The organism is Bacillus sp. FSL M8-0256 (assembly GCF_038005765.1).
Classification (GTDB): Bacteria; Bacillota; Bacilli; order Bacillales; family Bacillaceae; genus Bacillus; species Bacillus safensis.
Window position 1 is genome coordinate 2,466,910 of the sequence record NZ_JBBOTU010000001.1, and the last position, 13,572, is coordinate 2,480,481.

The 13,572-nt window shown below is 41.7% G+C and carries 15 protein-coding genes; 3 read left to right on the forward strand and 12 right to left on the reverse strand.

The window, feature by feature from the left end; genetic code table 11:
- Positions 1-18 precede the first annotated feature (18 nt).
- From lepA to gpr, 4 genes are all read right to left on the reverse strand, one after another.
- A complete protein-coding gene (gene lepA, locus NSQ76_RS12650; protein WP_024423038.1) occupies positions 19-1,857 on the reverse strand; it encodes a translation elongation factor 4 in 1,839 nt (612 codons plus the stop codon).
- Positions 1,858-1,998: 141 nt separating this feature from the next.
- Positions 1,999-2,331, reverse strand: a complete 333-nt coding sequence (locus NSQ76_RS12655; protein ID WP_024423039.1) for a YqxA family protein — start codon at positions 2,329-2,331, stop codon at positions 1,999-2,001.
- A 13-nt stretch (positions 2,332-2,344) separates the two neighbouring features.
- The gene (locus tag NSQ76_RS12660) at positions 2,345-3,553 is read right to left on the reverse strand and encodes a stage II sporulation protein P (RefSeq protein WP_025092944.1); all 1,209 of its coding nucleotides are present in this window, start codon (positions 3,551-3,553) and stop codon (positions 2,345-2,347) included.
- Between the two features lie 66 nt (positions 3,554-3,619).
- The gene (gene gpr, locus NSQ76_RS12665; protein WP_341054099.1) at positions 3,620-4,735 is read right to left on the reverse strand and encodes a GPR endopeptidase; all 1,116 of its coding nucleotides are present in this window, start codon (positions 4,733-4,735) and stop codon (positions 3,620-3,622) included.
- A 198-nt stretch (positions 4,736-4,933) separates the two neighbouring features.
- On the opposite strand from gpr, the gene rpsT reads away from it, so the two are divergent.
- Positions 4,934-5,200, forward strand: a complete 267-nt coding sequence (gene rpsT, locus NSQ76_RS12670) for a 30S ribosomal protein S20 (protein ID WP_024423042.1) — start codon at positions 4,934-4,936, stop codon at positions 5,198-5,200.
- A 134-nt stretch (positions 5,201-5,334) separates the two neighbouring features.
- On the opposite strand, the gene holA is transcribed toward rpsT, so the two are convergent.
- A complete protein-coding gene (gene holA, locus NSQ76_RS12675; RefSeq protein ID WP_034622828.1) occupies positions 5,335-6,354 on the reverse strand; it encodes a DNA polymerase III subunit delta in 1,020 nt (339 codons plus the stop codon).
- Positions 6,355-6,590: 236 nt separating this feature from the next.
- Here holA and NSQ76_RS12680 point away from each other — a divergent pair, with 236 nt between their 5' ends.
- A complete protein-coding gene (locus NSQ76_RS12680) occupies positions 6,591-6,725 on the forward strand; it encodes a YqzM family protein (protein ID WP_012010638.1) in 135 nt (44 codons plus the stop codon).
- A gap of 39 nt (positions 6,726-6,764) precedes the next feature.
- Here NSQ76_RS12680 and NSQ76_RS12685 read toward each other — a convergent pair whose 3' ends face one another.
- The 3 genes from NSQ76_RS12685 to NSQ76_RS12695 form a co-directional block, all read right to left on the reverse strand.
- On the reverse strand, positions 6,765-9,092 hold the full coding sequence (locus NSQ76_RS12685) for a DNA internalization-related competence protein ComEC/Rec2 (protein WP_341055781.1): 2,328 nt from the start codon (positions 9,090-9,092) through the stop codon (positions 6,765-6,767).
- Positions 9,085-9,654 carry a ComE operon protein 2 gene (locus NSQ76_RS12690; RefSeq protein WP_024423045.1) on the reverse strand — a complete coding sequence of 190 codons (570 nt, stop codon included), beginning with the start codon at positions 9,652-9,654 and terminating at the stop codon, positions 9,085-9,087. Before NSQ76_RS12690 ends, NSQ76_RS12685 begins: the two co-directional genes overlap by 8 nt.
- Positions 9,655-9,719: 65 nt before the next feature.
- On the reverse strand, positions 9,720-10,349 hold the full coding sequence (locus NSQ76_RS12695) for a helix-hairpin-helix domain-containing protein (RefSeq protein WP_163114822.1): 630 nt from the start codon (positions 10,347-10,349) through the stop codon (positions 9,720-9,722).
- Between the two features lie 90 nt (positions 10,350-10,439).
- On the opposite strand from NSQ76_RS12695, the gene comER reads away from it, so the two are divergent.
- A complete protein-coding gene (comER, locus tag NSQ76_RS12700) occupies positions 10,440-11,288 on the forward strand; it encodes a late competence protein ComER (protein ID WP_034622823.1) in 849 nt (282 codons plus the stop codon).
- Positions 11,289-11,336: 48 nt separating this feature from the next.
- On the opposite strand, the gene NSQ76_RS12705 is transcribed toward comER, so the two are convergent.
- The 4 genes from NSQ76_RS12705 to NSQ76_RS12720 are packed head-to-tail and all read right to left on the reverse strand — an operon-like array spanning position 11,337 to position 13,569.
- A complete protein-coding gene (locus NSQ76_RS12705; protein WP_341054106.1) occupies positions 11,337-12,080 on the reverse strand; it encodes a class I SAM-dependent DNA methyltransferase in 744 nt (247 codons plus the stop codon).
- On the reverse strand, positions 12,077-12,433 hold the full coding sequence (rsfS, locus tag NSQ76_RS12710) for a ribosome silencing factor (RefSeq protein WP_341054109.1): 357 nt from the start codon (positions 12,431-12,433) through the stop codon (positions 12,077-12,079). Before rsfS ends, NSQ76_RS12705 begins: the two co-directional genes overlap by 4 nt.
- Before the next feature lie 13 nt (positions 12,434-12,446).
- On the reverse strand, positions 12,447-13,010 hold the full coding sequence (gene yqeK, locus NSQ76_RS12715; protein ID WP_087975784.1) for a bis(5'-nucleosyl)-tetraphosphatase (symmetrical) YqeK: 564 nt from the start codon (positions 13,008-13,010) through the stop codon (positions 12,447-12,449).
- Positions 13,000-13,569 carry a nicotinate-nucleotide adenylyltransferase gene (locus tag NSQ76_RS12720; protein ID WP_087977490.1) on the reverse strand — a complete coding sequence of 190 codons (570 nt, stop codon included), beginning with the start codon at positions 13,567-13,569 and terminating at the stop codon, positions 13,000-13,002. Before NSQ76_RS12720 ends, yqeK begins: the two co-directional genes overlap by 11 nt.
- Positions 13,570-13,572: the final 3 nt, after the last annotated feature.

A 13,572-nucleotide genomic window follows, 5' to 3' on the forward strand; every position in this document is an offset into this window, starting at 1 on the left:
CAGGTAGCCTTGATGATGTTATTTTTTTGGTGTGCTGTCGTCCATCTTCAGCACAGCCATAAATGCTTCTTGCGGGACTTCAACAGAGCCCACTTGCTTCATGCGCTTTTTCCCTTCTTTTTGCTTCTCAAGAAGCTTTCTTTTCCGGGAAATGTCTCCACCATAACATTTAGCAAGTACGTTTTTACGCATCGCTTTAATGGTGGAACGTGCAACGATTTTTTGACCGATTGCTGCTTGAACCGGCACTTCAAAGTGCTGGCGTGGAATCAATTCTTTTAGCTTTTCTACGATGATCTTGCCTCGTTCATATGCATAATCGCGGTGAACAATAAAGGAAAGGGCATCGATTTTTTCGCCATTCAGCATAATATCCATCTTCACCAGCGTCGAAGGACGATAGCCAATCAGCTCATAATCAAAGGACGCATAGCCTTTTGTGTTGGACTTTAGCTGATCAAAGAATTCGTATACGATCTCTGCCAAAGGAATTTCGTACACAATGCTCACGCGGTTCGCATCAAGATACTGCATATCAATGAAATTCCCGCGCTTTCCTTGGCAAAGCTCCATCACAGAGCCTACATAGTCATTCGGCACCATCATTGTTGCTTTTACATACGGTTCTTCAATTCGCTCAATCTTTTGCGGATCAGGCAGATTGGACGGGTTATCTACGACAATTTTTTCTCCATCTGTCATATATACATCATAAATAACACTTGGCGCTGTCGTAATCAGATCAATTTTAAATTCACGTTCAATCCGTTCCTGGATGATTTCCATATGAAGCATTCCAAGGAAGCCGCAGCGGAAACCGAAGCCAAGTGCTTGGGATGTCTCTGCCTCATATTGAAGTGAAGAATCATTTAATTCAAGCTTTTCTAACGCTTCACGTAAGTCGTTGTATTTCGCTGTATCAATTGGATAAAGTCCGCAGTATACCATTGGGTTTAGCTTTCTGTATCCTGGAAGTGCTTCTTTCGCAGGGTTTTCCGCGCTTGTGATCGTATCCCCTACACGTGTATCACCGACATTTTTAATCGCAGCGGTTAAGTAGCCAACATCTCCAACGGTGAGTTCGTCTGTTGGCATGGCTTTTGGTGTGAAAACGCCAACTTCAAGTACTTCAAATTCTTTCCCCGTCGCCATCATTTTAATTTTCTGACCCGGTCTGACGGTTCCTTCGACAATTCGTATGTACGCAATAACGCCGCGATACGCATCGTAAAGAGAATCAAAAATAAGGGCTTGAAGTGGTGCTTCTGGATCTCCAGCGGGAGCCGGCACCTTTTCAACGATTTGTTCTAAAATATCCTCGATTCCAATACCCGCCTTAGCAGAGGTGAGAACAGCTTCAGACGCATCCAACCCGATGACATCTTCAATTTCTTCTCTTACACGCTCAGGCTCTGCACTTGGCAGATCGATTTTGTTGATAATCGGAAGAATTTCTAAGTTGTTATCAAGAGCTAAATAAACGTTCGCAAGTGTCTGTGCTTCAATTCCTTGTGCTGCATCTACTACAAGAATCGCACCCTCACAGGCAGCTAGGCTTCGAGATACCTCATAGGTGAAGTCGACATGCCCTGGTGTATCAATCAGGTGCATGATATATTCTTCCCCATCCTTCGCCTTATACTTCAGCTGGACAGAGTTTAATTTAATCGTTATGCCGCGTTCACGCTCTAAATCCATGGAATCAAGCAATTGTTCTTTCATTTCCCGTTGAGTAATCGCCGCTGTTTTTTCCAAAATACGGTCTGCCAATGTGGATTTCCCATGGTCAATATGGGCGATAATGGAGAAATTTCGAATTCTTGATTGCCGCTCTAATCGTTTTTCTTTATCTGTCACAATCTATCACTCCTACTATAAAACGCGGGTTGCGCTAGGTTAGATTATATCAATAGGGCTGTAAAGATTCAATCGAAATCAAGAAAAGCCGCTTATCGGTCAGCGGCTTTGTTCAAAAGGGTGATATCTCATGAAATTCGTTTATTTCCCATTCACCCAATCATAAAGAGAACGGGCTGCATGTGTCATGCCATCAGACAGGGCTTTTCCTGCCTTGGAAAAGGCATTAAAGCCCTCTATTTCCTCCAGCTGTTTTTGTTTTTCGGCAAGATCCTTTTCTGTAACAGCCGTTCCTAAGATAGAAGCTTCCTTCTCTTCATTGTCGTTCATTTGAATGGAGAAAGCTCCTTTTAATTGCGGATCATGGTAGCCCTTCATTTGCAGCATGCCATTATTCGCTTGCTGCATTCCTAAAAAGACACCAAACAGCAAGACCAATCCTAAAATAATGGTTTTTCCAATAAATGAGCCCATCCCCGTCACCACCTTAAGAGCGTTTTTTCTCATCCTTTGCTTTGCCGTCCACCTTTTCCGCGTCCCAGAAAATGTCGCTGAATACATCAGCTGCCGCATTGGATGCATTTCTTAATTCTTCCATATTATTATCTACTCCACCAAATTCTAAAAGAAGGGCTTTGTCGGATAAATCTTGATTATAGATTCCATTATCGCCAATTTCTCCTTTGGCAAACACACCGACACTAAGACCTTTATATTTTTTCTCCATCAAATGGTGGAATTCTGTCGCAAGCTTTAAGTTTTTCTCATAGCTTTGATTCTTCTTCCCAACAACAAACGCAATTCTCGCATATTTCTTCCCTTTGATTTCGACAGTCGTATCTTTCTTTCTTCTTGAGTCCCGGTGAATATCAATTAAATAATCGAGGTCATCATTTTTCGCTAAGGCTTCTTTCACGACCAATCTTGATTCATTATAAGACTGCGGATATTTTAATCCTTTTTTCACCAGTCTTTTTTCAATTTCCGTTTTGTCGACTGTATTGCCGATTCCTTGCTGATCAAGCGCCTTTCCAAACATGTCGCCGACAAGGGTGACATTCACTTTTGAGTGCCGTGCATTATTTGGATTCGTTTCTCCTTTTAAAAATGGTAAATATGATTCCGTATTATGTGTGTGGTAAATGTACACAGCTTTTCGTTTTCCTGTTGACCGGTCCGGTTCTTTGGCAGGCTTTTTCGGCGTATCATCATCGAGCTTGTCCAGCTCCGCCAAATTTGCTTCTTTTTCATCTTGGATCACTTCACTAGGCGGCGGCGATTCCATCGGCATATTGGTATAGTCTGTTCCTTCACCCGCTAAGATGATTTTTGTATCAAAATGTTCAAAGCCTGGGAGCTCTCTTCCTAGGAAACTGCGCGGGTCTTCTAAATTAATACTGGTTGCAAGCTTCAGTGACAGCCCAGAGAAATGAAATCCTTTTTGATCTTCTGGAACTGCTGAGGCGAAATATTGGTTTTCCATGCCCATTAATGTGGCAAAAAATGCGCCAGAGAGCTCATCTGCTACACCATATAACGAGGCTTGTGGCCTCAGCTCGGGTTTTAAAGAGGTCAAAGCCCCTGACATCACAAACACCACAACAAGAGAGGCAATAAATAAGAAGATGCTTTTTACTACTTTCGTTCCATTAATCGCAACGACCAACTGTCGAGGACGGCGGGGTCTTTTTTTCATGATTTACTCCCTCCAGCACGCTTTCTAGTAATTACACTATGAGCGAGCTAGAGAAAGTAGAACCGATTAATGATTATATGAACCCATATTATCTTGAGTGATTTTTTGATGAAGCGCTGTATTTAATCCGTTGGCAAGTACGTTTGCCATATCATCAATGAATGTATCGACTTCCTTAGGCGTGACCATTAAATTTTGCCCCAGGGGCGCAAGCACTTCGTGGATCAGCTGCCTTTTTTCTTCTTCAGGAAGGGTTCCTACGATGCCTAAGAATGACTGACGCGTTTCTTCATCTGGCAAGTCTTCTTCGTTAAGTACTTTTTTCTTCCCGAATGTCAAACCAGCCGGCACAAGAGAGCGGGATGGTCTATCATCTTTTAGTTCTCTACCAAAATGCTTTAAGACATAATCAATTGTGTCACTAGCAATCGTTACTGCATCCACCACTGTCGGAACGCCAATCGCAATCACTGGAATGCCCAATGTTTCTTTGCTTAATTCTTTTCGCTTATTCCCTACACCAGAGCCGGGATGGATACCTGTATCAGAAATTTGAATGGTTGTATTCACTCGTTCTACTGCTCGAGCAGCAAGGGCATCGACCGCAATGACAAAATCAGGCTTAGACCGCTCGATCACGCCTTGGATAATGTCACTTGTTTCAATACCGGTCAGTCCCATCACCCCTGGAGACAAAGAGGAAACCGGGCGATAGCCTTCCTGAACATTTTCCGGCTGCAATTCAAAGAGATGGCGGGTTACAAGCAGGTTTTCAACTGTGAGAGGACCTAATGCATCTGGCGTAACATTCCAGTTTCCCAGCCCTACTACAAGGCAGCTTGCATCAGCCTGAATGCCTCTGTCTTTTAGAAACTGAGCAAAATGATGGGCAAAGACTTCAACGACTTTTTCTTGCATCTCAGAGTCTTTCTCCCGAATGCCTTGTGCCTCAAACGTCAAGTATGTCCCTGCCTTTTTGCCGGTCAGCTCCTCCCCTTCTTTCGTGATTTCCACAGTACGTATGCGGATGCCTTGCTCTTCTTTTTCCTTTTCGACAATCCCTTGGATCCCGTCCTTTTTGACGACTTTCGGATCGTTCTCTTGTTCTAGTATCTCTTTTGTTTCAACAGCGAGGTCTGTCCGGATTTGATAAATGCTTAAATCGAGTTTCTGTTTCTCCATAAAAAGACTCCTTCCACCAAGTAATTAACAGTAGTCTTTCCATCTCTTGAAAGAAACATTCGAGCACGTCATCAATGAAAAATACTTTACATTTATATTGCATTCTAAAGGTGTGTTTGATAGAATACAATTTGTTCTATTGTGAAGATTTAACCTTAAGACAATTGTGTTTAGGTTGTATCTTAGGAGGTGAAACACATGCCAAATATTAAATCAGCGATCAAACGTACAAAAACGAATAACGAACGCCGTGCACATAACGTAACAATCAAGTCTGCGATGCGTACTGCGATTAAACAAGTTGAAGTTTCTGTAGCTAACAACGATGCTGAGCAAGCAAAAGCTGCTCTTGCTTCTGCTGCAAAACGCATTGACAAAGCCGTTAAAACTGGTCTTGTACACAAAAACGCAGCTGCGCGTTACAAATCAAGACTTGCTAAACAAGTAAACGGACTTTCTGCATAATGCTTGCAACGCCTCAGTGATGAGGCACCTGTTTAACTGTACGTCCGTCCTGACCGGCCGAGCCTTAAGGACAGACTGGCAATTATACATCTAAACAAAAACGACCCTCTTTTTAGAAGGTCGTTTTTTTATATTCAAGCGCCTAACAAACGAAGCAGGAACAATTCTAACAGCAGCTGCTTGTCCTTTTTACCCGTTTTCATTTCGTAATCAATCGTTGAAAGCTCTTTGACGATCTGCTTGAGCTCTTCTTCTGAAAACAGTCTTGCCTGATCCATCGCAAGTTTGACCCGGAATGGATGGACTTTTAGATTTGAAGCAATTTGTTTTTGTCCATAGCCTTGCTGAGCGAAGTACTTCGTCTGCAAAATCAATCGAAATTGAGTTGAAATGAGTGCTAATATTTTAATGGGTTCCTCATTTTGCTTCAGCAGATCATAAAACATCTGCATGGCCTCAGAACGGCGTCTGTTTACAATTTGATTAATCAGCTCGAAAATATTTTGCTCTAAGCTTCTTGCAACGAGCTGATTGACATCCGCTAACTCAATTTCCTCCCGCTCTCCAATATATGTACTTAGCTTCCGAACCTCTTGGAATAGAGAGGAGAGACTCCCGCCGCATAGCATCACAAGCTGCTCAGCCGCTTTAGATGTAATCGTCTTCCCTTCTGTCTTCACCAGTGTGATGGTGAAATCAGTTGTTTCTTTTGGGTTTAACTCTTTCGCCTCAACGACAGCAGCTTTCTTTTTTAGCAATTTGGTGATTTTTTTACGCTCATCCAGCTTTTCATATGGTGCCAATAACACGAGAATGGTATAGGGCGCTGGCTTTTCTAAATAAGCTTCTAATACAGAAAGCTCATGCTCAATCTTTTCCTTTTTCTTTTCTGCTGTAAGAAAATAAGGATTCTTGATCACGACGAGACGTCTTTCTCCCATAAATGGAAATGTTTCTGCATCCGTTACAGCCTGTTCAAGCGGCACTTCTTCCATATCGAAGACGGAGTAATTAAAATCCTTCGTTTCTTCGTCTACTACAGCTTGTCTCAATTTAGCAGCGGTTTCTTGCAGTAAATATGTTTCTTTCCCATATAAGCAATAAACGGGATGGATATCCCCTCGTTTTAAATTGTTCCATACATCAAAGACCATCAATTGAATCCCTCTCTTTCACTTCCTCCTCTATCCTAAAGTGTGTGAAGACATTAGTAAAGAGGAAGCTGAAAGTGCCGCCTCCTCATTTATAGTAAACGTCCGGCGCAAGCTCCCGGGTCAGCCTGCTGTCAGACGATATTCATAAAATGATCATAAAATGGAAAACGGTTACTTTACCTTCTAGCAATTCCAAATGAGTTCAAGTATACTAAAATTAGCCAGGAGGGATGAAAATGAATGAATTTGAAAAAAATGTTCAAAGCAAGCGGAATGATGTGACCGACTCAGCCGTTGGTTTTATCGTCACATTCGGATTTTTCGCCTCAATGTTTATTTTGGCAACCATTATACACCTCGTTGGATCTTAACTTCATGAAGGTTACATGACTGCCGTTTTGGCAGTTTTTTTATTGAGTTTGTAAGATATCATATGGAGGGTGTGTGTAAAACGTTCCTTCCTCATCGAGAAATTCATACGTCACGCTCCCGTCGGTATCTGTACGATACACCTTCATTTGCTGGTCCTTTAATTTCTTCAAAACTTCCTGATGTGGGTGCTGATAACGATTGCGTTCACCTGCTGAAATGAGTGCATGTGAGGGCTTGAGATGCTGAAGCCATTCTTCGCTTGTTGATCCTTTACTCCCGTGATGTCCAACCTTTAAGATATCTGCCTGCAGATCAGGATAGGCTTCTATAATGTCTCGCTCCCCTTCTTGTTCAAGATCTCCAGTGAGCATAAACCGCTTCCCGCCTAGAGTAAATGTCAAAACGAGTGAATCATTATTCTTAGTTGTTACCCGATCACGCGATGGATGAAGGACCTTAAATATTTGCTCTCCAATCTGAAGCTGATCTCCTCTCTCTAATTCATCAATCATGATCCCTTGATCAGCTGCTTCTTTTAACAGCTCCGCATCCTCTGGACTCCGTGCAAAGCCTTTGGGAATAGCCAGCCGCTTTACTTTATTTCGTTTGATTAAACGAGCTGCTTCTCCCATATGGTCTTGATCCGCATGTGTAAGAATAAGAACATCAAGTTTTGCTATACCTTTAGAATGCAGAAATGGGATCAGCGTTTGATCACCGATCGAAGACACTTTACGCCTTTTTTTCCACGGTTCTTCTTCAAAAGAAAGTCTGCCTCCTGTATCCACAAGCAGGTGCCCCTTTCGATAGGGCAGCTGAATAAACAAACTATCCCCCTGTCCTACATCCAGCATCGTCACTTCCCCTTTTTCGAAAAAATTCGGGGTGAAATAGTGTGCACTCAAGACACCAATAAGAAAAAGGATCGGCAGTGCATAGGATTTCACAGAAGTTTTGCACTCCATCACAAATAACAGAACAATTAAGGCGCTCACCTCAAGAACAATATGCCACCAAGCAGACTTCACAAAAATCAAGTTAAATTCATCAAAAACAGCCATATAGGCTGACAATTGATGACTAAGCTGAATCACCGAATCAAGCAGCTGAAACAATGTTTGTCCAAGCGGAAGATAAATAGTAGTGAGAATAAAAAAGAGTAAGGATAGCGGCATAACGACCGTCGTATATAAAGGAACAAATATCATGTTCAAAGGTACGCTCAGTAAAGAGAATTGGTGAAAATGATATAAAAGAACAGGAAGTGAAGCAAGCTGTGCAATAAAGGAAATCAGGAATAATTGCATGACTGAACTTTTTGCTTTTGATAAAATCCTAGTCGATAACAAAATAAAAAACGTGACCGCGAATGAAAGCTGAAATCCAATATCAAATAAATAAAGAGGATGAATTGCTAATAAGAGTAAAAACGTTGCACTTAATACTACAGCAGAAGGCTGTTTCATTTCTTTTGGCAGACTAGTCATCACTAAATAGATTCCTGCCATGAGGCAAGCTCTTAAAACAGATGGTGCAGCACCTGTCAAACAAGCATAAATAGGAAGAAAGCATAATAGAAGAATACGTGCTGTCTCTCTTGTCACGCCCGCACGAAGGAGACACCAAAATAAACATGCAAGAAGCGTTTGTACATGCAATCCTGAGATCGCTAGTAAATGAATAATGCCAAGCATTTGATAATCTCTTAATGTGTCAGGGTCTATCAACTCACGATCGCCAAAAATAAGTGCCTGTACAATGCCAACAGAGTGTTTAGGCACATGATCTTCTAAAAATTTCAACCCCTTTTGCCTTATCACTTGAAGATAATAGGAAGAACTGTCTTTTTTTGTACAGTTTTTGATCGACTGTAGCAGAAAAATGGCGTCAATGCCTTTTGATTTTAAAAATTGATCGTATTGAAACCCGTTAGGAATGGTTGCGTGCTTTGCTGGACGAACATCACCTGTCATGTGACAGCTCATACCAGGTTCTATCTCTTTTAATGCCTCTTTTTCACGCTCTGTTTGAATTGTATAAAAAGTGGCTAGTTGTTCATGTTCTGTTGAAACAGTCGCTGAAAAACGATTGCCATCTGTTTTCGGAATACTTTCAATCACAACGGAACCAGATAGGAATTTTTCTAGTACGGGTTGATCCGTTTCAAGAGACTCATGAATCATAAAAATGAGTATATAGACAGCACCGCATAGGCTGACCATTAAAAAGAGCTGAGGCATTTTTTTCAGTAGGCTGAGAAGTAATATGATGAGAAGAAAGAGAAGGAAATACATATGAAGATGATATGCAGCCAGAGCAATTCCAACAGCTGCTGAAATTGCCCCAAACGGCAAATATTTAAACATAGGAAGTAAATAATTGATTCGCCTTCTCATGCATATCGCGAATTTCTGTTTCGCTAAGTCCTGATTCACTCAGCTTCCCAATTAAATCTGCAACAAAGGCCAATTTTTCTTGATTTTTTAAGTCGATGATCATTTCATCTAATTCAACTTGCTCTGTTTGAACACCCGCCTGCTCGAATAAATCAATCGCATATGGATGATTTTTATAATCCTTTGCATAGTACACTGTTCGTATGCCCGCTTGAATGATGGCTTTACAGCACTGTAAACAGGGAAAATGTGTGACATATATTTCAGCATCAGCTGTAGGTGCACCAAATTTGGCACATTGTAAAATAGCATTCATTTCCGCATGGATGGTGCGAACACAGTGATGATCAATGACATAGCATCCTACATCCGCACAATGAACATCACCGGCAATGGAGCCATTATACCCCCCTGCAATGATGCGCTTGTCCCTTACGATGGTCGCCCCAACAGCTAACCGCTCACAGGTGCTTCGTAAAGCAAGCAAATGGCTTTGTGCCATAAAATATTGATTCCATGAAATTCTTTCCACGAGCTGATCCCTCCAGAATGATGGTTGATATTAAGTGTACATGCCTTTCTTCTCTACCGTCAATTCTACTTCACGGTCAATTGACTTTTCAGCCGTTCAATCGTCTTTTCCCCAAAACCTGAAATATTCCGCAAGTCTTCAATTTGTTGAAATTCTCCGTGTTCCTCTCTATACGTAATGATAGCTTCGGCTTTAGCTGGTCCTATGCCGTTAATGGTTTGCAATTCGGCTGCATCGGCCTGATTGACATTTACACCTTCACTCTTTTCAACGCCCGCTGATGCGTCAGCTGATGCTGTTTGCGTCTCTCTTTCCGCTTCCCCCTGCTTCCGAACATAAATCATCATACTATCCTCTAATTTAGCTGCTTGGTTGATTTCAATCGAGTCTGCTTTGCTGGTAAAGCCTCCTGCCCTTTGAATCGCTTCCTCTACCCGAGCATCGGATTGAAACGTATAAACACCCGGCTTCCTTACAGCTCCTTTGACCTCTACAAAAATCGTCGATGGCTCTTTTTTTGTCTTTTCTTGTTTGTCTTCTAATGTGACTTGTATGTCTTTATTTTCCTTCAATACACTTGGCTCTCTGCTGCCCTCTCCTTTTCCAGTGAAAAAGAAGAAACTGAAGATGATCACGACTATGAGTCCAGCGGCGATATAAAGACTGTATTTTTTTAATGAAATGAGTCGTTTCACTTACTCACGCTTCTTTCAATCATATTTTTCTACTGCTCAACATACTGTTTAGAAGATAACAGATCCTATGCGTCTAAGGAGGGAGAACGTTTGAATATAGGGTTAATCGGTACAGGAAACATGGGTACCATACTTACTGAGGCATTTATTGAATCAAAGGCAGTCAATCCCTCATCGATTACCATTACAAACCGAACCATTGAAAAAGCGTTCAATATAAAAAAGAACCATCCAGAGCTTGAAGTAACGAAACAGCTTTCAGGGGCTGTCACGAATAAAGATTTCATTTTTGTTTGTGTCAAGCCACTTGATATTTATCCACTTTTAAAAGAGCTGAGCCCTCTTTTAACGGAGCAGCAAACCATTATCATCATTACAAGTCCGGTTCATCCTGAACAGCTTCAGGATATCGTTCCTTGTCAAACAGCCAGGCTGATCCCAAGCATTACAAACCGCGCTTTATCAGGCGCATCACTTTTAACTTTTGGTTCATCATGCAATGCCGCGACGAAAACTGCGTTAAGACAGTTAGCTTCGTGTATTTCAACACCTATCGAGATCCATCATTCAATTACTAGAGCGGCTTCCGATATTGTCAGCTGCGGACCTGCTTTTATCAGTTTTCTCGTTCAGAAAATGATTGAAGCAGCCGTAGAAGAAACGGATATTTCCAAAGAAGAAGCCACCACCTTATCAGAGGATATGCTTGTTGGTCTTGGCCGTTTGATTGAAAAAAGAGTCTATACCCTTCCGACACTGCAAGACAAAGTATGTGTGAAAGGCGGCGTCACTGGTGAAGGCATTAAAGCACTTGAAGCAGGTGTGCAAGATATGTTTCACCGTCTCTTTCAAAACACCCATGAAAAATTCGATGAAGATCTAGAAGCGGTTGCGCATCAATATCCGCCAAGTGTGTTCACTGATGATCGCAGAAATTAATCATCTTTGCAACAAGCGAAAAAAGGGTTTTAAAAAACCATCGTTCTATTAAACGATGGTTTTTGGTTTCTTAGCTGAGATGAAATATCTTTCGGCGAATTCACCGGGGGCTTCATTTGTAAAATCAGCAGTCACTTCTATTTGTTCAAAGCCAGCGGACTCAAGGAACGCTGCATATGTTTCAAATGGAAATGTGCGCTGTTCATGTGTCTCATCATAACGCTGATACATGTCTCCGTCTTTTACAAAAAAGCTTAAATCATGTATGACCGAATACATGTCATCCCCTTTATCACTCTGCCAAATATAGCTGATCTCTTCATCTTGATCTGCATAAGTCGAACCTGGGAATACCTCTTCCATTTTATAAGGCGTATGAACATCAAAAAGTAAAACCCCATCTGCCTCTAAAAGCTGAAACATGTTTTTAAAGGTTTTTTTGACGTCATTTTCGTTTTTTAAGTAATTCAAGGAATCACAGCAAATAACGGCTGCCTGGAAGGCTTGCTCAAAGCCCGTAATCTCTCTCATATCTTGATGTAAAAATTGAATCGACTGCTTTTTCGCCTGCGCTTTTTGCTGCGCAAAGGCCAGCATTTCTTCACTGAGGTCAATTCCTGTGACCTTGTGGCCCTTTTCAGCTAACCGAAGAGAAATCTCTCCAGTTCCACAGCCTACATCGATGATGGCAGCATTCGGCTTCATATACTGCTGGATCCACTGAACCCATTCATCATAAGGTGCATGTGTCATGAGCTCGTCATACACACCTGCAAACCCTTGATAAATCATGAGTTAATGCCAAGTGAAAGCGTTTCTCTCGGCGCATCTCCCCATAGCTTTTCTAGATTGTAGTATCCTCTTTCTTCTTTGTGGAACACATGGGCAATGACATCACCTAGGTCAATCAATACCCATCTTGCTTCATCAAAGCCTTCCATCTTCTTCACTTCGATTCCGCTTTCCTCTGCAAGATGTTTTACTTCTCTTGCAATGGCTTGCACTTGTTTATCAGAATTCCCGTGACAAATGAGAAAATAATCCGCAACAAGTGAGATTCCTTGCATATTAAGGGCAATAATATCCTCAGCCCGTTTATCATCGCATGCTCCTGCTGCGACGTTTAAAATTGATGATGAAACCATCCAAAATTCCTCCTTAGTTGTTCTTATGCACAAGCGAATTGTAAGTAGCAAGCGTATCTGGAAAGACTGGCTGATTCTTTTTCATTAGAAAACTGATGGTGTTTTTTAATGATTGGATCAGTGCACGATCTAGATCATTTTCTGCTAATTCCCTTACTTCTTCGACACCAGGGAAATGACGTCCTGGTTCAATATAATCTGCGACATAAATGACTTTTTCAAGTAAGGTCATGTCTGGTCTGCCGGAAGTATGAAATTCAATAGCTGTTAACACATCTTGATCGTCAATTCCAGCTTCTTTTTTGACCAAATAGGCACCAACCGGGGCGTGCCAAAGCTCGGGCGAATATTCAAGCAATAAAGGGTTCATCTGTTCTTTTTGGATAATCCCTTTCATTTCTTCTTTTGGTCTAAATTTCGCATAATCATGAAAAATAGCGGCGATCTCTGCTTTTTTCACATCTGCACCAAACCGTTCCGCTAATGAAATGGCTGTCTCCATGACCCCGAGTGTATGTGTATATCTATGCTCTGTTAACTGCTCTTTGACACAGTTCAATGCTTCTTCACGATTCATATAAATGATGCTCCTTTATATAACGCTCAACAGCTTTCGGAATCAAATAATCGACAGGGTTCCCCTGCTCTATTCGCTGCCTAATCAATGTCGATGATACATCAAAAGCTGGAACATCTGCAAATAAAAGAGGATATGCCGTACTTCCAACGTAACCCGGCCTTTTCATCCCAATAAAGGTGATCATTTGAAGCAAATCATTGATCCGATGCCATTTTGGCAAATACTCGACCATGTCCGCTCCTATCATAAAAAAGAACTGATCTTCTGGATGACGCTTCTTTAACAGATTCACTGTATCTACCGTATAAGACGGACCCTCCCGCTCCATTTCAATAAGCTCGAGCCGAAAATATGGATTTGATTGAATCGCTGCCTCCACCATTTTTATGCGGTGATGACTATCTGCTCGTTTCCGTCCAGTTTTATGAGGAGGCATATGGTTTGGGATAAACCAAATTTCATCAAGCCCCACTTGAATCCGTACCTCACTTGCCATCAGCAAATGCCCGTTATGGGGAGGATCAAACGTACCGCCGAACAACCCTATTTTTTTCATATC

Coding starts and splice junctions, on each gene's coding strand:
- NSQ76_RS12655 (WP_024423039.1), bottom strand. CDS start 2,331: ATGGGCTCATTTATTGGAAAAACCATTATTTTAGGATTGGTCTTGCTG.
- NSQ76_RS12660 (WP_025092944.1), bottom strand. CDS start 3,553: ATGAAAAAAAGACCCCGCCGTCCTCGACAGTTGGTCGTTGCGATTAAT.
- gpr (WP_341054099.1), bottom strand. CDS start 4,735: ATGGAGAAACAGAAACTCGATTTAAGCATTTATCAAATCCGGACAGAC.
- rpsT (WP_024423042.1), top strand. CDS start 4,934: ATGCCAAATATTAAATCAGCGATCAAACGTACAAAAACGAATAACGAA.
- holA (WP_034622828.1), bottom strand. CDS start 6,354: ATGGTCTTTGATGTATGGAACAATTTAAAACGAGGGGATATCCATCCC.
- NSQ76_RS12680 (WP_012010638.1), top strand. CDS start 6,591: ATGAATGAATTTGAAAAAAATGTTCAAAGCAAGCGGAATGATGTGACC.
- NSQ76_RS12685 (WP_341055781.1), bottom strand. CDS start 9,092: ATGTTTAAATATTTGCCGTTTGGGGCAATTTCAGCAGCTGTTGGAATT.
- NSQ76_RS12705 (WP_341054106.1), bottom strand. CDS start 12,080: ATGATTTATCAAGGGTTTGCAGGTGTGTATGACGAGCTCATGACACAT.
- rsfS (WP_341054109.1), bottom strand. CDS start 12,433: ATGGTTTCATCATCAATTTTAAACGTCGCAGCAGGAGCATGCGATGAT.
- yqeK (WP_087975784.1), bottom strand. CDS start 13,010: ATGAATCGTGAAGAAGCATTGAACTGTGTCAAAGAGCAGTTAACAGAG.
- NSQ76_RS12720 (WP_087977490.1), bottom strand. CDS start 13,569: ATGAAAAAAATAGGGTTGTTCGGCGGTACGTTTGATCCTCCCCATAAC.